Origin of the sequence: Lacrimispora sphenoides JCM 1415 (assembly GCF_900105615.1) — a bacterium.
Lineage (GTDB): Bacteria > Bacillota > Clostridia > Lachnospirales > Lachnospiraceae > Lacrimispora > Lacrimispora sphenoides.
Window position 1 is genome coordinate 3,373,114 of sequence record NZ_LT630003.1, and the last position, 21,541, is coordinate 3,394,654.

General features: G+C 44.1%; 18 protein-coding genes. 10 read left to right on the forward strand and 8 right to left on the reverse strand.

Annotated features, from left to right (window positions below):
- Window positions 1–161: 161 nt before the first annotated feature.
- Genes BMX69_RS15245 through BMX69_RS15265 form a run of 5 tightly spaced genes read left to right on the forward strand, consistent with a single transcriptional unit; the run spans window position 162 to window position 5,201 of the window.
- Window positions 162–656 carry an NADH-quinone oxidoreductase subunit NuoE family protein gene (locus BMX69_RS15245; RefSeq protein WP_100042813.1) on the forward strand — a complete coding sequence of 165 codons (495 nt, stop codon included), beginning with the start codon at window positions 162–164 and terminating at the stop codon, window positions 654–656.
- A gap of 12 nt (window positions 657–668) precedes the next feature.
- A complete protein-coding gene (locus BMX69_RS15250; protein ID WP_100042814.1) occupies window positions 669–1,226 on the forward strand; it encodes an ATP-binding protein in 558 nt (185 codons plus the stop codon).
- A gap of 34 nt (window positions 1,227–1,260) precedes the next feature.
- Entirely contained in the window at window positions 1,261–1,638 is a 378-nt protein-coding gene (locus tag BMX69_RS15255) for a (2Fe-2S) ferredoxin domain-containing protein (RefSeq protein ID WP_025234797.1), read from the forward strand.
- 12 nt (window positions 1,639–1,650) lie between these two features.
- Window positions 1,651–3,438 (forward strand): NADH-quinone oxidoreductase subunit NuoF, encoded by a 1,788-nt coding sequence (gene nuoF, locus BMX69_RS15260; RefSeq protein WP_025234798.1) that lies wholly within the window; start codon window positions 1,651–1,653, stop codon window positions 3,436–3,438.
- Window positions 3,439–3,455: 17 nt separating this feature from the next.
- Window positions 3,456–5,201: an NADH-dependent [FeFe] hydrogenase, group A6 gene (locus BMX69_RS15265; RefSeq protein ID WP_054791145.1), complete on the forward strand. Its 1,746-nt coding sequence runs from the start codon at window positions 3,456–3,458 to the stop codon at window positions 5,199–5,201.
- A 130-nt stretch (window positions 5,202–5,331) separates the two neighbouring features.
- Here BMX69_RS15265 and BMX69_RS15270 read toward each other — a convergent pair whose 3' ends face one another.
- The 5 genes from BMX69_RS15270 to BMX69_RS15290 form a co-directional block, all read right to left on the reverse strand.
- Complete coding sequence (locus BMX69_RS15270; RefSeq protein WP_100042815.1) at window positions 5,332–7,266, reverse strand: DUF2264 domain-containing protein; 1,935 nt, start codon at window positions 7,264–7,266, stop codon at window positions 5,332–5,334.
- Window positions 7,267–7,294: 28 nt separating this feature from the next.
- Window positions 7,295–8,131, reverse strand: coding sequence for a sugar phosphate isomerase/epimerase family protein (locus BMX69_RS15275; RefSeq protein WP_100042816.1), 837 nt, complete (start codon window positions 8,129–8,131; stop codon window positions 7,295–7,297).
- Between the two features lie 16 nt (window positions 8,132–8,147).
- Window positions 8,148–8,978: a carbohydrate ABC transporter permease gene (locus tag BMX69_RS15280; protein WP_100042817.1), complete on the reverse strand. Its 831-nt coding sequence runs from the start codon at window positions 8,976–8,978 to the stop codon at window positions 8,148–8,150.
- 11 nt (window positions 8,979–8,989) lie between these two features.
- Window positions 8,990–9,880, reverse strand: coding sequence for a carbohydrate ABC transporter permease (locus BMX69_RS15285; RefSeq protein ID WP_100042818.1), 891 nt, complete (start codon window positions 9,878–9,880; stop codon window positions 8,990–8,992).
- Window positions 9,881–9,970: 90 nt separating this feature from the next.
- Window positions 9,971–11,326, reverse strand: coding sequence for an ABC transporter substrate-binding protein (locus tag BMX69_RS15290; protein WP_100042819.1), 1,356 nt, complete (start codon window positions 11,324–11,326; stop codon window positions 9,971–9,973).
- 327 nt (window positions 11,327–11,653) lie between these two features.
- Here BMX69_RS15290 and BMX69_RS15295 point away from each other — a divergent pair, with 327 nt between their 5' ends.
- The 5 genes from BMX69_RS15295 (at window position 11,654) to BMX69_RS15310 (ending at window position 17,067) form a co-directional block, all read left to right on the forward strand.
- The gene (locus BMX69_RS15295) at window positions 11,654–13,270 is read left to right on the forward strand and encodes a sensor histidine kinase (protein ID WP_157724422.1); all 1,617 of its coding nucleotides are present in this window, start codon (window positions 11,654–11,656) and stop codon (window positions 13,268–13,270) included.
- A gap of 33 nt (window positions 13,271–13,303) precedes the next feature.
- Window positions 13,304–14,845, forward strand: coding sequence for a response regulator transcription factor (locus BMX69_RS15300; RefSeq protein WP_100042821.1), 1,542 nt, complete (start codon window positions 13,304–13,306; stop codon window positions 14,843–14,845).
- On the forward strand, window positions 14,846–16,522 hold the full coding sequence (locus BMX69_RS15305; protein WP_054791088.1) for a glycoside hydrolase family 2 protein: 1,677 nt from the start codon (window positions 14,846–14,848) through the stop codon (window positions 16,520–16,522).
- 112 nt (window positions 16,523–16,634) lie between these two features.
- Window positions 16,635–16,808, forward strand: a complete 174-nt coding sequence (locus BMX69_RS24485) for a hypothetical protein (RefSeq protein ID WP_166433200.1) — start codon at window positions 16,635–16,637, stop codon at window positions 16,806–16,808.
- Between the two features lie 13 nt (window positions 16,809–16,821).
- The gene (locus BMX69_RS15310; protein WP_054791087.1) at window positions 16,822–17,067 is read left to right on the forward strand and encodes a spore coat protein; all 246 of its coding nucleotides are present in this window, start codon (window positions 16,822–16,824) and stop codon (window positions 17,065–17,067) included.
- A gap of 54 nt (window positions 17,068–17,121) precedes the next feature.
- On the opposite strand, the gene BMX69_RS15315 is transcribed toward BMX69_RS15310, so the two are convergent.
- Genes BMX69_RS15315 through BMX69_RS15325 form a run of 3 tightly spaced genes read right to left on the reverse strand, consistent with a single transcriptional unit; the run spans window position 17,122 to window position 21,540 of the window.
- Window positions 17,122–18,573: a 4Fe-4S dicluster domain-containing protein gene (locus BMX69_RS15315; protein WP_054791086.1), complete on the reverse strand. Its 1,452-nt coding sequence runs from the start codon at window positions 18,571–18,573 to the stop codon at window positions 17,122–17,124.
- Between the two features lie 55 nt (window positions 18,574–18,628).
- Complete coding sequence (locus BMX69_RS15320) at window positions 18,629–19,810, reverse strand: SpoIIE family protein phosphatase (protein WP_100042822.1); 1,182 nt, start codon at window positions 19,808–19,810, stop codon at window positions 18,629–18,631.
- A complete protein-coding gene (locus BMX69_RS15325; RefSeq protein ID WP_100042823.1) occupies window positions 19,810–21,540 on the reverse strand; it encodes a [Fe-Fe] hydrogenase large subunit C-terminal domain-containing protein in 1,731 nt (576 codons plus the stop codon). Before BMX69_RS15325 ends, BMX69_RS15320 begins: the two co-directional genes overlap by 1 nt.
- Window position 21,541 lies beyond the last annotated feature (1 nt).

The window sequence follows — 21,541 nt, forward strand, 5'->3', positions numbered from 1 at the left end:
ATTATTAACTATTATAACATAAATAGGGCGCCAGGTATAGAAAGATTCCACGGAAGGATTGTTATTTTTTTATCGAATGTTGCCGAAACTATAGATTTTTCATTCATAACATGTTAAAATATCATGTACATTGCATAAGCAACATATAAGGAGGTTATAAAATGGCTTGTAAAACACAAGGCGTCCAATTTAACGGGACCAAGGAGCAGGAAGCTGCTTTAAAGGAAGCAATCGCCCTGCTCAAAGACACAAAAGGATCTCTCATGCCTATCATGCAAAAGGCACAGGAGATTTACGGCTATCTTCCAATCGAAGTCCAGACCATAATTTCTGACGAAGCGGGTATTCCCCTTGAGAAGATTTATGGCGTTGCAACTTTTTATGCCCAGTTCGCACTTCAGCCAAAGGGCAAGTACCAGGTATCTGTCTGTCTAGGAACTGCTTGTTATGTTAAAGGTTCCGGAGACATCTTCCATAAGCTCGAGGAAATCCTTGGGATTACCAACGGCGAATGTACACCGGATGGAAAGTTCTCCCTTGATTCCTGCCGCTGCGTAGGTGCCTGCGGCCTGGCTCCCGTCATGATGGTGAACGGGGATGTTTACGGTAGGCTGACCACTGATGATGTTCAAGACATACTTGCAAAGTACGAATAGAAAGTCACGCTTATGATGACAGAGATTTCTTTAAATATCCTGGATGTGGCGGAAAACTCCACGCGGGCAGGGGCTACCCTGGTTACCATTCTTGTTTCCGTCGAAACGGCTGCAGACAAACTGATTGTCACCATTGAGGACAACGGCTGCGGCATGACAAAGGAGCAGGCACTTCAAGTGACTGATCCCTTTTTTACCACCAGGGAAACCAGAAAAGTGGGCCTTGGCGTTCCGTTTTTTAAATATGCGGCGGAAAGCACAGGCGGAAGTTTTTCCATTGAGTCAGAGCTGGGTAACGGCACGGTAGTAACCGCTGTTTTCGGACTATCCCATATCGACCGTATGCCCCTTGGTGATATAAACAGTACCATTGAAACCCTTATCACCTGTCATCCGGACACAGACTTTCTCTATATCTATCGTTACAACCAAGCGTCGTTTGAGCTGGATACCAGAGCTTTCCGCGAAATTTTAGGGGATATCCCCTTTGATACCCCGGAGGTATCGGCTTATATTAAGGAATATCTCAGTGAAAACAAATTGGAAACAGATGGAGGCGCGGCCATTTAGGTCCGTCGGATCAAAGTTGAATTGGAGGATTAACATGAAGACTCTTGAAGAATTAAAAGCAATTCGGGAAAAGATGCAGGGTCAGGTCAGCATGCGTGGCGAAGATCACGGACGTACCCGGATTCTGGTCGGCATGGCTACATGCGGAATAGCCAGCGGAGCAAGACCTGTACTTAATACATTATCAAACCTGGTTCAGGAAAACAATATGACAGATCGTTTTTCTGTTACCCAGACCGGATGCATCGGTTTATGTCAATATGAACCGATCGTTGAAATTCTGGAACCCGGTAAAGAAAAAGTTACTTATATCAATATGACCCCGGAAAAAGCAGAAGAAGTTTATAAAGAGCATTTACTGAGTGGCCACGTTGTTCAAAACTATACGTTAGCTTCTGCTGACATTAAATAAGGAGGAAATAAGATGTATCGTTCACATGTATTAGTTTGCGGCGGCACAGGATGTACTTCCTCTGGAAGCCAGCAGATTATGGTAAAATTAAGAGATGAATTAAAGAATCAGGGTCTGGATCAGGAAGTATCCGTTGTACAGACCGGCTGCCACGGCCTTTGTGCATTAGGCCCGATCATGATCGTTTACCCGGATGCCACCTTCTATGCAATGGTTAAGGAAGATGATATTTCTGAAATTGTAACCGAGCACTTATTAAAAGGACGTCCGGTGGAAAGACTACTTTATGATGAGACTGTGACTCCGGCAGGCATCAAGGCTTTAAGTGATACCGATTTCTATAAAAAACAGCACAGGATCGCTCTGCGCAACTGTGGTGTCATCAATCCGGAAGAGATTGAAGAATACATTGGTACCGGCGGATATCAGGCTCTTGGTAAGGTTCTTACTGAGATGACTCCTGACGAAGTGATCCAGACTCTCCTAGACAGCGGATTAAGAGGACGAGGCGGCGCAGGTTTCCCAACCGGCCTCAAATGGAAGCTGGCCAAGCAAAACGACGCAGATCAGAAGTATGTCTGTTGTAACGCAGACGAAGGCGACCCAGGCGCATTCATGGACCGTTCCGTATTAGAGGGTGATCCTCATGCTCTTTTGGAGGCCATGACCATTGCCGGCTATGCCATCGGTGCTTCCCAGGGTTACATCTACGTACGTGCTGAGTATCCCATCGCAGTACAGCGTTTAAAGATCGCCATTGACCAGGCCAAAGAGATGGAGCTTTTAGGCGACGATATCTTTGGATCCGGTTTCTCCTTTAACATTGACCTTCGTTTGGGTGCTGGTGCCTTCGTTTGCGGCGAAGAGACCGCACTTATGGTTTCCATCGAAGGCAACCGCGGTGAGCCAAGACCTCGTCCTCCGTTCCCGGCACAGAAAGGTTTATTCGGCAAGCCAACCATCTTAAATAATGTTGAAACTTATGCAAATATCCCGCAGATCATCTTAAACGGATCCGAATGGTTTGCTTCCATGGGTACTGAGAAATCCAAGGGAACAAAGGTATTCGCTTTAGGCGGAAAAATCCATAACACCGGACTGGTAGAAGTTCCTATGGGAACTACTCTCCGTGAGATCATCGAAGAAATCGGCGGCGGCATTCCAAACGGCAAAAAGTTCAAGGCTGCCCAGACCGGCGGACCATCCGGCGGCTGTATCCCTGTGGAACATTACGATATTCCTATTGATTACGACAACCTGATTGCAATCGGCTCCATGATGGGTTCCGGCGGTCTGATTGTTATGGATGAAACCGACTGTATGGTTGATATCGCAAAATTCTTCCTGGAATTCACCGTAGAAGAATCCTGCGGAAAATGTACGCCATGCCGTATCGGGACAAAGCGTATGCTGGAGATCCTCGATAAGATCACCAAGGGACAGGCAAAGCTGGAAGATTTAGACCGTCTGGAAGAGTTGTGCTACTATGTAAAAGAAAACTCTGCCTGCGGCCTTGGACAGACAGCACCAAACCCGGTTCTGTCAACCCTTAAGTTCTTCCGCGACGAATACAATGCCCATATTGTCGATAAGACATGTCCGTCTGGTGTGTGCAAAGCGCTGCTCTCCTATCATATTGATGCAGAGAAATGTAAGGGCTGTACCCTTTGTGCAAGAAACTGTCCGGTTAACGCTATCTCCGGTTCCGTTAAGAACCCACATGTCATTGATCCTGAGAAGTGTATCAAGTGCGGCGTATGTATGGAGAAATGTAAGTTTGACGCTGTTTACAAGAAATAATGGAGGGAAATTGGATCATGGAGAATATCACAATAAAAATCAATGGCATGGACGTAAGCGCTCCGGCAGGCTCCACCATCCTGGAAGCTGCCAGACTGGCCCATGTTGAGATACCGACTTTATGCTTTTTAAAAGATATGAATGAAATCGCTGCCTGCCGTATCTGTACCGTTGAAATTAACGGCGGCAAAATGGCCGCTTCCTGCGTTTACCCCATTAATCCGGGCATGGAAGTAAAGACCAATACACCTAAACTTCGTGACTACAGAAAGAAAACGCTTCAGCTGATCCTTTCCAATCACGACCGTTCCTGTCTCTCCTGTGTCCGCAGCGGAAACTGCGAATTACAGACCTTATGTAAGGAACTGGGAGTTGATGTGGATGATTATTACGATGGGGCAAAAACACCTTCTACCCCAGATGAAAGTGCAGCCCATATGGTACGGGATAACAGCAAATGTATCCTTTGCCGCCGCTGTTCCGCTGTCTGTGAAAAAGTTCAGGGAATCGGGGTGATCGGACCGAATGAACGTGGATTCGCTACCGTCATCGGCTCTGCCTTTGACAAGGGACTTGGTGAAACAAGCTGCGTATCCTGCGGACAGTGTATCGCTGTCTGTCCTACCGGCGCTCTTTATGAGAAGAGCAGCATTGACGAAGTGGCTGCTGCCATTGCAGATCCGTCAAAGCTCGTGATCGTCCAGACCGCTCCGGCTGTACGTGCAGCCCTGGGAGAAGAATTCGGTTATTCCATCGGAACCAATGTGGAAGGCCAGATGGTTGCCGCTTTAAGAAGACTGGGCTTTGACAAGGTATTTGATACCAACTTCAGCGCCGATTTAACCATTATGGAAGAAGCACATGAATTCATTGACCGCGTGCAAAACGGCGGCGTCCTTCCATTAATCACCTCCTGCTCCCCAGGATGGATCAAATATTGTGAGCACTACTTCCCGGATATGACAGAGAACTTATCATCCTGCAAATCCCCGCAGCAGATGTTCGGCGCCATTGCCAAATCCTACTATGCGGAAAAGATGGGCCTGAAGCCAGAGGATATTGTATCTGTCAGCGTAATGCCATGTACCGCTAAGAAATTTGAAATCGGAAGAGATGACCAGGATGCCAACGGCTCTCCTGACGTAGATTATTCCATGACCACCAGAGAGCTGGCCAGAATGATCAAACAGTCAGGAATCCGGTTCACAGAGCTTCCTGACGAAGATTTCGACACACCTTTAGGCCTTGGTACCGGAGCAGCTGTTATCTTTGGAGCCACCGGCGGCGTTATGGAAGCAGCTTTAAGAACGGCTGTAGAAAGCCTGACCGGGGAAGAGCTTGAAAGACCTGACTTCACCGATGTTCGTGGAACAGAGGGTATCAAGGAAGCTACCTACCGTGTAGGCGATCTGGATGTAAATGTTGCAGTCGCTTCCGGTCTCGGCAATGCAAGGGAACTCCTTAACCGGGTGAAATCCGGAGAGGCAAATTATCACTTCATCGAGATCATGGGATGCCCCGGCGGATGTGTAAACGGCGGCGGACAGCCTCAGCAGCCTGGCTTTGTACACAATACAACGGATATCCGCGGCCTGCGCGCTAAGGTTCTTTATGATGTAGATGCTGCAAAGACCATTCGTAAGTCTCACGAGAACCCTGCAATCAAGGAACTTTATGAGACCTACCTTGGAGAGCCGGGAAGTGAAAAGGCTCATCACCTGCTTCATACAACTTATGTAAAGAGAAAAATAAACGAAATTTAAACTGTGATATAAAAAGAACTGCTGTAAATAAGTGTACAAAAATGAGCTTTGATTGGTCCCAAAACCATGATCAAAGCTCATTTTTTATACCTTAAATATTAAGTTCCTATACTCCTATTCTCCTATTCACCTAAAGACATACGAACCCGTCGATCCCTGTAAAGTCAACCCTTTCTCTTCCGCCAAATGCAGATAATTCCTCCGGGCTAAAGTCTGAATCCGCGTCTTTCGTCAGATATAGAGCGATTAAGTATTCTGATTTATCATAGAATTTTTCTCTTGTATACGAAGCATATATTAGACAGGAATTTTTAGACACCGCATTGACATCCTCCCTGATACAATAGGAAAGCTTCTGCCAACCCGAATATAATACGATTGCTGTCTGAAGATTTTTCGCTTTTGCGATTATGTAAGGAAGGCTTCGCTTTTCATATTCAACGATTCCTTCCTTTACTTCCAAAATCCCATCTTCTATGGGAAGTCCGAAATGCCCTAAAGTCAACGTAAAAGGCCTGTCATTTACCCTTACCCTGTCCACCCGAAGCGTACCGAAAGGAACTTCTATATCCGCCATATCGACTTTTTTCGCCCTGCTTTTCATTATATCAAAGAAAGCTGTCCGGTACAAAATACCCATCTCATCTTTACAAAAAGCAAAGGATGTGGGCACTTCCTTTCCATTTAATTTATATGCCATCGCTTCCGCCGGGGTTTTTGCCATCTTCTCCCAAGGAAGCGAAGAAGAAAATGCAGCTCTTGCATATGCGGGAAGGTAATCTGAAGACCCATCAAACATAAATTTAGACGTTTTTATTTCTGTAATGCCGCTTTCCTTGTGATTTACGAACCGGATGCCCGGTGCCCCCAGCGTACATACAAAGTCCTTTGTCTGGTCCCAGGGATTCTCCTCTTTTTCAGTCCAGAAAGGATGTTCTTTTTCAAGGATCAGGCACAAAAAGGCTTTGCTGCACCAAAAAGGACTGCTCACACAGGAATACGACTGTACCATAGGCAAAAACGGACCATAAAAGCCGAGACAGGGAACCGAATTTACAAACATTTCTTCTTTCGTGATAAATTGCAAAAGATTTCCGGACATAAGACGGCGGGCAGAAGGAAATGTGAAATCAGGAGAGCTGTCATATTTCTTTAAAAATCCGCCTGCACAAAGGGCGGACGATACACAGAAACGGTAGATTCCGCTCCGCCCCCAAAGGATGCTTTCGCCCTTTTCACTGAACATTCTCCAATAAGACGATAAAAATAAACCGATATTCTTTTCAAATACAGCTGCTGCTTCCTTTTCGTATTTGTAGCCGTAATATTTACACCAAAGCGAGGCATCTAATATAAATTCCCAGGCACTATAATAATCAAAGAGATTTCCGTCCCTATACCAGCCTTCGCCCGCATACAAAGAAAGCAGATACTCCAGGTGGTCTTTATATAACACTTCATCCACCTTATAGCCTTCTAGCTTTAAAAACGTAAGTGCCAGTAAATTAAAAAATCGCCAATTGGTATCATGGGTCTGATAATGTCCATATTCGGATAAGAATCCTGCCACAACATCCTTTTCTTCCTGCGTAAATCTGTCCCAGATCACAGGTTTGGAAATGAGAAGGTTGATCCCCATGATCCCGCATTCCACAGTTTGCTGAAAAGGGCCCGGGCCAACCTTTTCTTCTATAAGTTCGTTCAAAGTCCCAAACCCTGTTTCAGCACCTGCAGTCATTCCCCGAACGATTTGATATGCGTAGTAATCACGAACATTGATTCCGTTCAGAGTCAGGTTTTCGTCTTCCAGTATCAGAGGGACCGCCATACACAAGGATCTTGCCAGTCCTTCAAATCGTGCCGCGCCTATGCGCCCCCTCTGATCGCCGGGAGACGGGTAACTTATTTTTTCTTCGTTTCTTGGGGGAGATACCGGATCGTCTATGGATTTTATATGGGAAAACAGCCCCCCAAGCAGAAACTTCCCCGCCTCTATCCAATGGCTCCGGTCCATTCCGCTGAAAGGGCTTTGTTCATAATTGGGATTTACAACTTCAAATTTCATAAAAACCCCTCAACCTTCTTTTTCTTCATCAACCAATGATCTCTTTTATGAAAATAAGATTGTTTTTTAGCTTTTCATCCGAGCTTTCTTTGCCTGAAAAATCCTCAAACGTCACATAGCCATCATAGCCTACGGCTTTTAATGCATTAAAAAATTTTGGAAAGTCCGCATATCCGTCGGAAAAAGACGCCCAGTCTGCTCCGTATTTCTCTCCTTTTTTCAGCCAGCAGGCATTTTTAATATGTATATGGTCTAAATATTCCCCCAGGATTTCCAGAGCCATCTGGTATTCTTCCAGACCTTCGTATATGATATTTCCTGTATCATAGATAACACCGATATATTCTGGATCAAAGTTTTTAGCAAGTGCGTAAGCCGCGGACGCGGAAGGAGTAATTGTTCCGTGGTGCATTTCAAAATGCGCCTTTATTCCTGTTTCCTTTGCTTTTTCTTCCACTCTCTGAAAGCCGCAGAGCGCTTCTTCAAACACCTGCTTATAGCCCTTTTCAGCATCATATTTAGGGGCGTTCACACGGATCCTCCCGGCTCCCATCTTTTTTGCAGCCCGCATAACAGAAGTGATTTTATCAATATCATCGGTACAGGTAAGATAAGAAGCAAGGGCATTGACCTCTAAACCGTATTTATCCGCCAAAGCCTTTAACTCCTCCGCCTTTTCTTCCACCGTGTTTATATCCACGGTGCAGTAATTATTTCTCCAGTAAGACGGTTGTTCCTTGGCAAACTCCTCTTTTATTTCTGCTACCCTGAAATCCACACCGTCATAACCATACTCTTTCATTTTTTTAAGAGCTTCCTCTATTGTCATTTCAGGAAGGCCCACAGTAAACACAGAATATTTCATATTTCTCTCCTTTCTCCTAACCCTTCAGCCCGCTGGTAGCTACCCCCTGTACAAAATACTTCTGCAGCGCAATAAAAATAATAAACACCGGAATAAGCGCAATCACTGCTGCCGCCATCATCCAGGCGTAATTTGTGGAGTACATCGTATTAAAGAGCCTTATCATAAGTTGTATCGTCTTTTTCTCGGTCGAACTTAAATAAATGAGTGGACCCATAAAGTCATTCCATTCAAAAACAAAAGAAGTAATCGCCATGGTAGCAATTGCAGGTTTCGAAAGGGGTAGCATGATCCGGGCTAAAATCCCGTATTCACTGAGTCCGTCGATTCTGGCTGCCTCTAAAAGCTCATTGGGGATCCCCATATAAAACTGCCGGATTAAGAAAACGCCCATGGCCGTAAATGCATGCATTAATATAATACCTATATGACTGTCTACCAGGTGAAATTTACTCATCATGATGTATTGCGGAACCATATAGACCTGCCACGGAATCGCAATCGTAGTAACATAAGCCATAAAGAGTGTGTTGCGCCCCTTAAAATCAAGCTTTGCAAACGCGTAAGCCGCAGCTGAAGATGTGGTGATCTGCAGGATCATCGTTGCAAACGTAAGTTTAAAGGAATTGATAAAGCCTATGGACAGAGGGAATTTTTCCCAGATCACGGTGTAGTTTGACCATACGGGATTTCTCGGTATCCATTTAATCGGATAAGCAAATACGTCCTTTTCCAGCTTTAAAGAAGCAGAAATCATCCAGGCAAAAGGCGTAAGCATTATGAGGGCACAGAATATCATAAGGCCATAAATTATGATCAGTTTTATCGTACCTGTGTGTTTTTTCATAATTCCACCTCCTATAAGTCGTTGGTGAACTTTTTCTCTACCTTAAATTGCAGCAGGGTAAAGGCAAGTACGATCAGAAACAGAACGATGGAAAGTGCGGAAGCATATCCGAATGCGTTATCTTTAAACGCTTTGTTGTATATGTGATAGGCCAGGACCTTTGTTGCCGTACCGGGACCGCCCTGAGTTGTGATATACATAATGTCATATGATTTAAAAGTGGAAATTGTAAGCATCATAACAACAAAGAATGTGGTGGGGGTAACCGTAGGCCAGGTAATATTCGTAAACTGCTGGAATTTAGAAGCCCCATCAATCCTGGCCGCCTCGTAAAGTTCCCCGGGGACGCCCTGCAAAGCCGCAAGGTAAACGATCATATAATATCCCACTCCCTTCCAGACCGTAAGACCGATGATCGTGGGCATAGCCCAGTGTTTATCCGCCGCCCAGCGCGGAGGATTCGCGATTCCTATGGAGCGAAGCACAGAATTTACCGGACCTGACTGTGGGGAAAACAGAGCCATCCACACAATAGCAATCGCCACTAAGGACGCCACATATGGAAAGAAAAGGACAGAGCGGAAAAACACCCTTCCTTTCAGATTCGAATTCATGAGCATGGCCAAAAGCAAAGAAAACAGCATAGTTACAGGGACTGTAACTACTGTATAATAAATGGTATTTATAAGAACCAAAGAAAACTGGGAATCCTTCGTGAACATCTGTATAAAATTCTTAAAGCCTACAAAGTTTACAGTCTGACCAAAATTCCATTCACATAAACTCATGACAAAAGTCAGAATGATCGGGATAAATGTCAAAATAAAATAGCCTATGAAATTCGGCAGAATAAAAGAATAAGCGATCAGGCTTTTCTTACGTCTATAACTTTTTTTAAGCATAAGCGATACCTCCGTCCGTATTTGAAACCATAAGAAACAATTTTTGAAAATGGCGGTCAGGTTTTGACCGCCATTTCATGATTTCTAACTTTACTTCGCTCCGGCCTCTTTTGCCCTTTCAATCGCCGTTTTAATTCCTTCGTCAATGGAGACGCTATTGGTCATGATATCAGAATGCATCTCTTCTATTACCGTATTGATCGCTTTTGCATTGGGATCCATAGGCTGTTCCACAATATAATTGGGAGGTGTCAGGAATTTTGAAAGCCCTTCCGGTGCATTGGGGAACTGTTCTGGTAATTTGTCGAATATATCTAATATGGATTGGCCCTTCCAGCCGGGGACGATCCCGCGCTCCGCAATTACTTTAGCCCCTTCTTCCCCGCAAACATAGCTCAAAAATTCCCAGGCCTCTTCCGGGTGTTCCGAATATGCGCCGATGGAACAGGGGGTAATCCCGCCTACCATATTTTCGTATGTATTACCTTTGGAATTAGGCAAGGTCACTGCGCCCCATTTAAAATAGTGTTCGCTTTGAGGTGTTACATTGCCGGTAAGCATTTCAATATACCAGGATCCGATTTGAAGCATTGCAACCTGCTCATTGTAAAAAACACCTGAATAATGGATATTTCCTGTCTTTAATTCACCGTAATCCTGAACAGACTTATCTTCATTCTGCATTCCGAGAATCGTCTCATAATAAGGCTTTAGTTTTTCATAGGTGGATGTATCCAGATAATTGAATTCGTCAATGAATCTGGAATACTGATAAACGTTTGACGGCCATGTATGCACATGGGATCCATATACTTTTTCCGCGCCTTCACCCGAAGTCATCTTCTTTGCAAGTTCCCTGTATTCCTCCATCGTCATACCATCTTTTGGATATTGGACTCCTGCTTTATCAAATAAATCTTTATTGTAGAAAATCATATTGTTATCTGTCCGGAAAGGAAGGCCGTAGACAACGCCGTTCAGACTCAGGGACTTTTCCGCACCGCCGTATGGCTTCATATCGAAACCGGTGATTCTGTCTGTTAAAGGCTGCAGATGCCCTCCTGCGATCAAAGCGCTCATTTCAGGCAGACCCTTCATAAAAACCACATCATACTTTTCTTTTGCACCCATCTTGACAACGATCGTATCCGAATATTCTGCGGCCGAAAATTCAACAATATCAACCTTGATATTCGGATGAGACTTTTCAAACGCTTCCACCATGATCGGATAATACGCGGTGTTTGAATAATCCCAAAGCGAAACTTTGATTGTCACCGGTTCAGTACTTGCTGCCGTATTCGTCTGCGCTGCAGCTGCCGTAGTTCCCGCCGCTGTAGTTCCTGCTGCCGTAGCACTGCCAGAACCTGAACTGCCCCCGCAAGCTGCCAGACTGGCTGCCGTAATGCCTGCAAGTCCCAATGCTGCAATCTTTCTCAACTTCATATAACTCCTCCTTTGATTTTTATTGCATTATGTATGCTATTTAACTGATTGTTAATGATATATTAGTATTTTTTCACAATACATACAAGGGAATATCTTACGATTTTGTGTAATATCTTACCAGGGCAACCTGGTTATGCTTGACTTTTTTTATTACAATCATATAATTAATGTATGAAAAAGAATAATTTATTTTATAAAACCCTTACATTTAAATTACTGCTGTATTGTTTTTGTTTTGTCTTGCTTCTTACTTCTGTTTTTACCTGGATATTTTATTCTTCCGCAAAAGAAAAATACGAAAGGGATGCAGAGGAAAGCGCTCTTATGCTTCATACGAATGCCAATTATGGCATAGAAAATAACTTAGCCCAGGTTTCTGCTTTAAATACCGTCCTTTCCGCTAATACAAAAATCACCGCTTTTCTTTCCGACAACGGAAAAGACAGCATACGCAATATGTCTTATGCGCTCTCGGCAGTTACCGAAGCAAAAATGCTGTTAAACACAACATCCATCTCCGGTTACGTTCCTAAAATGCTCCTTACTTCAGACCGGAACCAGAGGTATATACAAATCGGCCTTTTTTACGGTCAGATTTCCGACAAGGCGACTTTTGAGAAATTATGCCCCGAAGAATTGGCCGGCCCCTCCTTTTCTTATCCCATAACAGTGAATCCCTTTAATCCGGAATTTTACGGTCAGTACAAGCCGGAACAGATACTTCCCCTACGTTTTCCCGTAAGCAGCTATGCAACAAACCAAAAAATAGGAAATTTTTATATAGCCTTAGATACCGCCATACTTGCGGATCCCCTAAAAGGCCTGGAAGAATCCTTTATTCTTCTTGGCGACCAGCTTTATAAAATTGAAAACACACATTTTTCACCTCTGGATTTTGATGTGAAGCAATTTGATGCTTTAGCTCCTAACTCTCATATTGTGTCAAAGGAATACAAAGACCTTTATAACGGAACGGTATTCCTTACAAAATCCAAGTCGGGCGTCGTTTTAATAAGCCCTTTAAAAGCTCTTCATGAGGATATATTCGTACCTGATTTTAATTTTATATTCCCCGCTTTTTCTTTACTTTTCCTTCAGGTGTTTTTCTGGTATCTTTTATTAAACAAGCTTGTCAATAAGCCGGTAAAGATCATTTACAATCAGGTGTCAAGAATGATAAAAGCGGATTATGAGGTCTCACCTGCATTTACGGGCATCTCGGAATTTGAAGAAATAAGCACCCATATCAACGAACTGGCCGGAGCGTTTCAATTGGCACTGAATCAGTTAAAGGAGGAAGAAACACTGAAAAGGAATTATAAATTCCGCCTTTTGCAGAACCAGATCCATCCTCATTTCATTTACAACACTCTAAATTCCATCCGATGGCTGGGACAGATGAACTCTGTCTTGCCGATCGTGGACATGACAACCTCTCTTTCCAATATGATGAGAGCCGTTTTTAAGAACAATTCCGAATGGTTCCGCGTGGAAGAAGAACTGGACTTTATAAAAGAATACATCCATTTGCAGTCTTACCGTTATGCAGATATGTTTACTCCGGTATTTGACATTCCGGATCCGGAAGTTTTAAGCGCTTCTGTTTTAAGATTCACCTTGCAGCCCTTAGTGGAGAATGCACTTTTTCACGGCATAGGTCCTGCAGGCAGGAAATGTGAATTGCTGATAGGGGTATACAGGGAGCGTGAAGATCTGATTTTCGTGGTAAAAGACAACGGAGTCGGTCTTACCGACCGGTCTTTGGATGAAATCGCAAGGGAAACAGCAAAGGCAGACAGGCTTTCCGGCATAGGAATCCAAAACATACACCAGAGAATACAAATGGAGTTCGGCGACCAATATGGGCTGAACATAGAAAGCATTCTCGGTGAATTTACTAAAGTTACCGTAAAAATGCCTCTGATCTATAAAAAGCCGTAAAAGAATATGATTCGTTTATGAAAGAGGTAAAATATGAAATATAAGGTCCTGATTGTTGACGATGAACCCTTAGCCCGTATAGGGCTTTCAGGTCTTGTTTGTGAGAACTTCCCTGAATTTGAGATAGGCTCTACTGCCGCAAACGGCAATGAAGCAATCGAAATCTTAAAAAAAGAGACCTTTGACCTGGTCATAACAGACATAAAAATGCCTGCAGCGGACGGATTTGACATTTTAACATACATACAAAACACAGAGGATAAAAACGCTCCTTTGTGTATCCTTTTATCCAGCTTTGAAGAATTTGAATATGCCCGGACTGCCATGAAGCTAAATGCCTTTGACTATCTTGTAAAAATGGAGCTGAACAAAGAAACCCTTGAAAAAACATTAAACAAGGCTAAAAAAGTACTGGCTGAGAGAAAAACAGAAACCAGCAGGTATGGGCAGGAAATCAATCTGTTCACGAACCGGTTTCTCTACCACCTGGTAAGCGGCGGCTACACTTCCGAGGAAGAAATCTTGGATTTCATAAAAATGTACGATCTGGATTTAAAAGCGAAGTTTTATCAGCCCCTGACCGTAGACATTCTTTTTGAAAAGGAAAACTTAAATACCGGAACTTACTCCACCTATTTAAACATTTTAAGTACCGTAAAGGAGTGCATCGGCCGTTATACAAAAAGTACGGTAATCGCGTACAACCATCAAAGGATTGCATGTATCCTTCTCTTTCATAAAGCAGATGAAATCGATGTGCTGACCAATACAGTCTCAGAAGACATCCGACAGCTTATTAAAATTTTTTTCAATATCTGTGTCTCTATAAAACCGGGAAAAACCACCTCTTCCCTCAATGAGATCCACCTGTGTTTTGAATTTAATAAGGAAGAAGCCCCTTCCCCTAATAAAACCTTTGATCTGAATGTTTTCAACAAAAGACTGATAGAATCCCTGGAAAACTTCAATCTTACTCTTTTTGACCAGACAGTCAGAGCGATTGAAGCCGCCATAGATACCCTTGCATTTGAAGAACTGATCAATATTGTGTCCTTTATGATACATTTGGTCATGAACTGCATCTATGACGGAGAAACTATACTTTCGGAGAGCTACAAAAATGAGGCAAAATCTTATCAGGTTTTATATACCTATCATAAGAAAACTGAAATCATCAGATATCTGGATGTATTTAAAACCGCGGTAAAAAGCGCAATGCAAAACCAATTAAACGATCCGAAATACAATCTGGTCATACAGGCAAAAGATTATATCAAAAATCATATTTTTATGAAAATCAGTTTAGCGGATACCGCTTCTTTTATAAATGTCAGCCCTAATTATTTATCCGCTCTTTTCAGACAATATTCCGATCTTGGCTTTTCTGAATATATCAATAAAATGAAAGTTAAAAAAGCGCAGGAGCTGCTTGCAAAAAGCAACTTGAAGATTTATCAGATCAGTGAAGAACTGGGATTTGACAACCCGCAGTATTTTTCAAGAGTCTTTAAAAAATATACGGGACACACCCCTACGGATATGGGGAGATGTGCCCTGAAACAGGAGGAAAATTAAATGATACGTACCTTTCAAACAAATACAATCAGAAAAATATCAGAACTTTCCGGTAAACTTTGGGATTTCACCCCCTTAGACGGAAAAGATAAGACGTTCCCGGTACCTGTCCCAAGTGCCTGGGAGACTTATCCAGGATATGAAGCTTACAGGGGAGAAGGGAAATATTCCACTACTTTTACGGCAGAGGGGAATGTACGGCTTCTGCTGAAAGGCGTGAGCCACACAGCAAAAGTTTTCGTAGACGGGACCATGATAGGAACCCATTACAACGCCTACACACCTTTTGAGATTTTCCTGAAAGGATTGCCTGGAGGAGAACATCTGCTTGAGGTCATAGCGGATAACCGGTTTTCAGAAGAAAGCTCGCTGCATATACCCAACGATTATATGAGTTACGGCGGCATTACCAGAGGTGTCGTTTTAGAGCAGCTTAACTGTGCATACATAAAATGGATCCATATCACACCTGAAAAAAAGGGCGATACCTGGAAGGCCGGCCTCACACTTTGCATTTCCAATATTTCAGATGAAGATATCACCTTTGATGCAACGGTAACGATAAATAAAGCAGATTTAAAACTTCCGGACATTACCATAAAAGCAAATACGGAATCTTTGATACAAACAGAGGCGGCCGTATCAGATGCAAAAGAATGGAGCATGGAACATCCAAACTTATACACAGTAGAAGTCACGCTCTTCAAAGACGGTACAGCCATAGACGACTTAGCAGAGAGAATCGGCTTCCGGGAAGTGAAAATAGAAAACAGCTCTGTCTTCTTAAACGGCAAAGCTCTCCTTATAAAGGGAATCTGCCGTCACGAAGACCATCCCGCATTCGGCTGTGCTATCCCATTTTCTCAGATTGCCTCAGATTTGCAGACTATCAAAGATATGGGTGTGAATTCTATAAGATGCGTTCATTATCCCAATGATGAAATTTTCCTGGATTTATGCGACGAACTGGGGATTTTGATCTGGGAAGAAAACCACGCAAGAGGGCTTTCCGAAGAACATATGAGGAATCCTAATTTTGAAAGGCAGGCAGAAGAAGTGATCCGTGAAATGATCGTGAATCACTATAATCATCCGAGCATCTATATTTGGGGTATCTTAAATGAATGTGCCAGTGAAACTCCCTACGGCAGGGAATGTTATAAAAAACAGTATGAACTCATCAGGCAGCTGGATTCTTCCCGCCCCCGTTCCAGTGCAAGCTGTAAGTTTAAAACAGATATCTGCCTAGACTTTCCGGAAGTAGTTTCCTACAACATTTATCCGAGATGGTACCACAACACACCTGTCCGGGAATATTTAGATGATCTGTATCAATGGGTACAAACAGAAACACCTGGAAAAGATAAACCATTCCTTATTACGGAAGTGGGCGCAGGAGCCATTTACGGTTACAGAAGCCAAGCAAAGGTCAAGTGGTCAGAAGAGTATCAGGCGGACACGCTGGGAGAACAGCTTACTGCCATCCTGGAACACCCCGGTTCGTCGGGACTGTATATCTGGCAGTTCTGCGATGTCAGAATCAGTGAAGAATGGTTCCTTAACCGCCCAAGGACAATGAATAATAAGGGAATTGTCGACGAATACAGAAGACACAAACTTTCTTATGAGGTTGTGAAAGAAATTTATACAAGTTATGGAAATTATAAGAAATCATAAAAAATATCAAGGATTTCCGTTGTTATGCATGGATTTCCATAAAACGTCCATATTAATACTGTCTTCCGGGAAAACACACCGGAGGATAGTATAACAATGGAGGGAATATCATATGAGCCCAAAAGAATTAAATTATATTGAAGATGCTCTTGGCCATGAGCAGTTTTTAAAAACCCAATGCCAGCAAGCAGCGCAGAATCTTCAGGATCCTGAATTAAAAGCTTGTGCCCAGCAGCTTATGCAGAAGCACCAGCAGATTTTTGACAGCTTCTATAACTTAGTGTAAGGAGGAATCACATATGGATGACAAGAGTATTATGGAAAACCTGCTCCACACCACAAAAGGAGTGTGCGACTTATACCTGCATGGAACCATCGAATCCCCTACCATGAACGTACATCAGGCATTTGACACCGCATTAAGCGACAGCCTGTGCATGCAGGGCGATATCTACAAGAAAATGTCCGCAAAGGGATGGTATACCACAGATCAGGCAGAACAGCAGAAACTTACGAAAGTTAAGAGCCAGTACGCAGGAATGTAAATAAAAAAGCTATGGGTGTTCCCGATAATAAAGGGAACATCCATAGCCTTTTTGTTAATGTCTGTGCATCGCTACTTCTTCAAGGCCCTGGTTTCGTAGGTTCTCGTGAACTTCTCTTCCATCCGCCTGTTTGATCAGCAAATCACGGGCTTTCTTTGCTTCATTCTCACTCTTATGCCTGCTGGGGCCGCCTACACAGCCTCCCACACATGCCATTCCTTCTATGAAGTCTCCTGGAAGCCTTCCAATCTTAAGAAGCATCAGAGCCTTCTTGCACTCAGCCGCTCCATTGCATTTAAGGACTTCGATATCCGTACTTTCTCCCGTCTCCTTTAAGCATTCCAGAACAGCCGCAGTCACACCGCCGCCATTTCCAAAACGCTTACCAAATACGGATCCTGCCTGGTAGGTGTTTTCTTCCGGCAAAAGCTCTACGCCCTTTGATGCCATCATTGCCTGAATTTCTCCCAGGGTCAGGGCATAATCCGCGTTGTCTTTAATATTTAAATCCAGGGTTTCGCTTTTCTTAGCAATACACGGCCCGATGAATACGGTGATCGTCTCCGGGTCCTTTTCCTTCAGCATTCTTGATACAGCGCACATAGGAGATACGGTGGTTGACATATTCTCAAGGAGCATAGGATAATGCTGTTTAATCATGTTCACAAATGCCGGACAGCAGGAGGTCGTCATCTTCTTGCCTTCCTTATAAGCTTCTGCCCATTCCGCCGCTTCTGCTGCAGCGGTCAGATCGCCGCCAAGGGCAACCTCAACCATATCCTGGAAACCGATTTTCTTTAAAGCGGTTCTCCAGCTTGCCATGGTGATTTCCGGGCCGAACTGGCCTTCTGTCGCCGGAGCGACCATGGCAACCACCCGTTTCCCGGCGTTAATAAGATTAATCACATCCACCAGGAATGTCTTGGAATCAATGGCGCCAAAGGGGCAGCCATGAATGCAGGCTCCGCACTGGATGCATTTGCTCTCGTCAATGACTACAATGCCGTTCTCGTCCATGGTGATGGCATCCACCGGACAGCTTTTCTTACAGGGACGGGTCAGATCTGCAATGGCGTTATAAGGACATGCCTGGGAACACTTGCCGCATTCCTTGCATTTATCAGGATCAATATAAGCACGATCACGTCCCATGCTGATAGCGCCAAAATTACAGGAACCCTGGCACGCCTTACCCATACACAGCTGGCAGTTATCGGTTACCACATACCGGGCGATGGGACAGTCTTCACAGGCAGAGCTGATTACCTGAACGACGTTCTTCGTATCCCTTCCGCTGGGGCAGAGACCTTCCGCCAGGCGGATTCTCTCTCTGATGATTTCCCGTTCCCTGTAAATGCAGCAGCGGAACTGGGCCTTGGGACCTGGAATGATATCATAGGGAATCTCATTTCTTTTCTCCTCCAGCTTTCCCTCCCATGCAAGTTTCGCCACTTCATTTAAAACCTGATGCTTTATGCGAAGTAATGTCGCATCATTTGTTGCCATATTCTTCCTCCTTGTAACTTCCACGTATCGTGGCTCTGTGAATATCTATCCAAATTCAATAATAGGTTACCGTAACCCTTTTCCCCATTTCTTCCACTACGTGCTTTAACTGCTCCACAAGATTCTGGCGGATGCCCAAATCAAAGGGCAGGCCAGGATTCTGATAAGCGCTGTTAATTGCCATTCCCACGTATAACTTAAGCTCCGTACAATCCTCAATGATCATCTTCGCCACCATGGAAGCTCCATTTGGCTTATCTAACTCCAGGAAAAAATCCTCTGTGACAGATTCATTCATTACATAACGCCTTAAAAGCTTTAAAACTTTATTTAATGTCAAAACACCTTCCGTAACCAGCTCAATACCGTCAATATAAGCGATTGGCGGAATGTCCGGGTCATCGTAATCCAGGGAAACAGACAGCTCCCTTTCAGTTATCCTGGAAACAATATTTGCACTGGTTCCTCCGCAAACGACTTTCTTAGCGGTTTCATCTCCTGACAGGAAATCATTCACCATCACGCAGTCGTCCTCCGTCTTCCTGGGTGGGCCTGTCATCAAATGCACCGGCTTGCGGTCAATGATCCTCATAACGGCAACCGTGGTATCATCGCCGGGCCGGTACTGATACAGTTCATCACAGGCACTGGTTAGCGCAGTAGCAAGACGAGCAGCAGATATGGTCAGGCGGTACTGCTTCACCGCATAAGAAGCAACATCCTCCCACAGCCAGCCAAAATTCAGGAGCTTCCCCACTCCTGCATGGATGGTCCCGTCACTCATCAGGATCAGCGCGTCCCCTTTTCTCACCTTAAAACGGTACTCATTGATTTTTTTATCCCTGATAACCCTGGTGTTTCGCGGTATGGAAACCAGGCTCCCATCCCTGATGAAGATACAGCCGGGATTATCAAATTCTACCAGATAAGCTTCACCGTCATGAAACACCTGAAGGATGCTGAAGGTGGAATAGGCTACCTGGCGCACCTGACATACCGGAAGAGTCTCCACAATGGTTTCCACACACTCTTCCAGGGTCGCACCGTTTAGAAACATGGTTCCTAAAATCTTAGAGGTCATGGTGGCGAGAATGTTGGCCTTTACCCCGCTGCCCATACCGTCGGCGAGTATCATAATATTGGAATCCTCGGTCTGCAATAGTTCAACCTTATCTCCGCACAATACTTCCTTGAATTTATTCAGGCTTGTGTATGCAACATCTACGGTAACCCCCATCACTTAACCTCACCTTCACTTCCCTCATCCAGTAAGGATCTGCAAAGCTTCGTCAAGGTAGTCTTGGTCTCCGCCGTAGTTTCCCCTAAGAGGCCAGCAATTTCCTGGGCCACCATCATCTGCTTGTGAATGACCTTCTGTGCCAGGGCAATGGTTTCCAGTTTCTGTTCGTAGTCCTGTTTTGCCTGTTCTTCCTCTTTGGTGATATCTATGAAGGTGGCTAATACCACATCTTCTTTTTCAATGTAGAGAATATTCTGAAGAGTGGAAATATGGTATTCCCCATAAGTCACCTTTTTTCCATGGATCTTCTGGTGGGTATTATAAACCCACTGGAAATCCGAAGGATCAATGAGTTCATATAAATACATGGTCAAAGCTTCCTGCCTTGTTTTTCCAAAATACTTTTCTCCCACTGCAGAATACTCTAAAATTTTCATATCTTTATCCACGATCAGAACAATATTGGGAGAGGTTTGCATCACGAGATTGGATAATGACTCTGATTTTTCATGCATAAATGGAATGCACATATTAAGCTCTGCCTTTTTCTGGAATACCGCTATGGCCTTTTCCCGGCAGGTGGAATAACCGCAGGCGCCGCAGTTTAATTCATCCTCCGGCCTGGTCTTTCCGGTCATTTTTAATATCTCCTGAATCTGGGCCTCTGTTGGCATGGCATCTTTGGGTGCACGGTCCAGGAACAGCTTCCGAAAGGAGAGTCGTTCCATAACAGGGGCCAGCTCCTCCCTTGGTACCGGATCCTTTTCAATGGATTCCTCCATATCCAGCTTGATCTTAAATCTGGATACATTCTCGTCCTCTACGGTGGGTCCCTTGATGCAGCCGCCGGAGCACATATTCATCTCAATAAAGCAGCCCTTAATTCCTCCCCGCAGCATGCTTTCACACAAATCCATGCAGTTAAGGCAGCCATGGACATAAAATTTCCGGTATCCATCCCGTTCCTCTTCTGTAGCCAGAACAGAATTTACCACTCCATTGGTAACCGGATAAAGGCGGTTGATTCTGGGGTTCCTTTCAAACGGGATATCCTCGCAGTCTTCAATGGTGATTTCCTCTTCAGAAAGCCACCTGGAAATATCATTGAAATTCAGGACAGCATCAATATAGCCATCATGACGGGGGTCTCCAGCTTCCTTTTTCTTTGCGATGCACGGTCCAAGGAAAACCACCTTTACCTCAGTTCCCAATTCTTTTTTTAACATCTTTCCATGGGCAATCATAGGAGATACCACAGGAGCCATATATGGAATCAGCTGGGGGTAATAAATCTCGATCAGATCATTGACGCTGGGACAGCAGGTGGTGATGATGTTCTCCATCTTCCCTTCACTTAAAAGCCTGGCATATTCCGCTGTTACAACAGCCGCCCCTTCCGAAGTCTCCCTTACGTCATAAAATCCCAGCTTCCGCAGCGCACCGTTAACCTGGCCGATGGTCTTATAGTTTAACAATCCCATATAAGACGGTGCCAGGGAGATAACCGTCCGGATCCCAGCGTCAATGTAACTCTTTACCAGATCCAGATCACTTATGAGAGTTTTTGCTGACTGAGGACATACCTGCATGCATTTTCCGCATAAAATGCACTTATCCGGCATAATTTCAGCCCGCTCATCTTTAATCATGACTGCCTTGACTTCGCAATTACGAATACATTTATAGCAATGTTTGCATTTAGTAGCCTTGAAATCAATGATTCCCATG

Excerpts from the sequence above, each read along its gene's own strand:
- BMX69_RS15245 (WP_100042813.1), top strand. The coding sequence starts at position 162 with ATGGCTTGTAAAACACAAGGCGTCCAATTTAACGGGACCAAGGAGCAG.
- BMX69_RS15250 (WP_100042814.1), top strand. The coding sequence starts at position 669 with ATGATGACAGAGATTTCTTTAAATATCCTGGATGTGGCGGAAAACTCC.
- BMX69_RS15255 (WP_025234797.1), top strand. The coding sequence starts at position 1,261 with ATGAAGACTCTTGAAGAATTAAAAGCAATTCGGGAAAAGATGCAGGGT.
- nuoF (WP_025234798.1), top strand. The coding sequence starts at position 1,651 with ATGTATCGTTCACATGTATTAGTTTGCGGCGGCACAGGATGTACTTCC.
- BMX69_RS15265 (WP_054791145.1), top strand. The coding sequence starts at position 3,456 with ATGGAGAATATCACAATAAAAATCAATGGCATGGACGTAAGCGCTCCG.
- BMX69_RS15270 (WP_100042815.1), bottom strand. The coding sequence starts at position 7,266 with ATGAAATTTGAAGTTGTAAATCCCAATTATGAACAAAGCCCTTTCAGC.
- BMX69_RS15275 (WP_100042816.1), bottom strand. The coding sequence starts at position 8,131 with ATGAAATATTCTGTGTTTACTGTGGGCCTTCCTGAAATGACAATAGAG.
- BMX69_RS15280 (WP_100042817.1), bottom strand. The coding sequence starts at position 8,978 with ATGAAAAAACACACAGGTACGATAAAACTGATCATAATTTATGGCCTT.
- BMX69_RS15285 (WP_100042818.1), bottom strand. The coding sequence starts at position 9,880 with ATGCTTAAAAAAAGTTATAGACGTAAGAAAAGCCTGATCGCTTATTCT.
- BMX69_RS15290 (WP_100042819.1), bottom strand. The coding sequence starts at position 11,326 with ATGAAGTTGAGAAAGATTGCAGCATTGGGACTTGCAGGCATTACGGCA.
- BMX69_RS15295 (WP_157724422.1), top strand. The coding sequence starts at position 11,654 with ATGCTTCATACGAATGCCAATTATGGCATAGAAAATAACTTAGCCCAG.
- BMX69_RS15300 (WP_100042821.1), top strand. The coding sequence starts at position 13,304 with ATGAAATATAAGGTCCTGATTGTTGACGATGAACCCTTAGCCCGTATA.
- BMX69_RS15305 (WP_054791088.1), top strand. The coding sequence starts at position 14,846 with ATGATACGTACCTTTCAAACAAATACAATCAGAAAAATATCAGAACTT.
- BMX69_RS24485 (WP_166433200.1), top strand. The coding sequence starts at position 16,635 with ATGAGCCCAAAAGAATTAAATTATATTGAAGATGCTCTTGGCCATGAG.
- BMX69_RS15310 (WP_054791087.1), top strand. The coding sequence starts at position 16,822 with ATGGATGACAAGAGTATTATGGAAAACCTGCTCCACACCACAAAAGGA.
- BMX69_RS15315 (WP_054791086.1), bottom strand. The coding sequence starts at position 18,573 with ATGGCAACAAATGATGCGACATTACTTCGCATAAAGCATCAGGTTTTA.
- BMX69_RS15320 (WP_100042822.1), bottom strand. The coding sequence starts at position 19,810 with ATGGGGGTTACCGTAGATGTTGCATACACAAGCCTGAATAAATTCAAG.
- BMX69_RS15325 (WP_100042823.1), bottom strand. The coding sequence starts at position 21,540 with ATGGGAATCATTGATTTCAAGGCTACTAAATGCAAACATTGCTATAAA.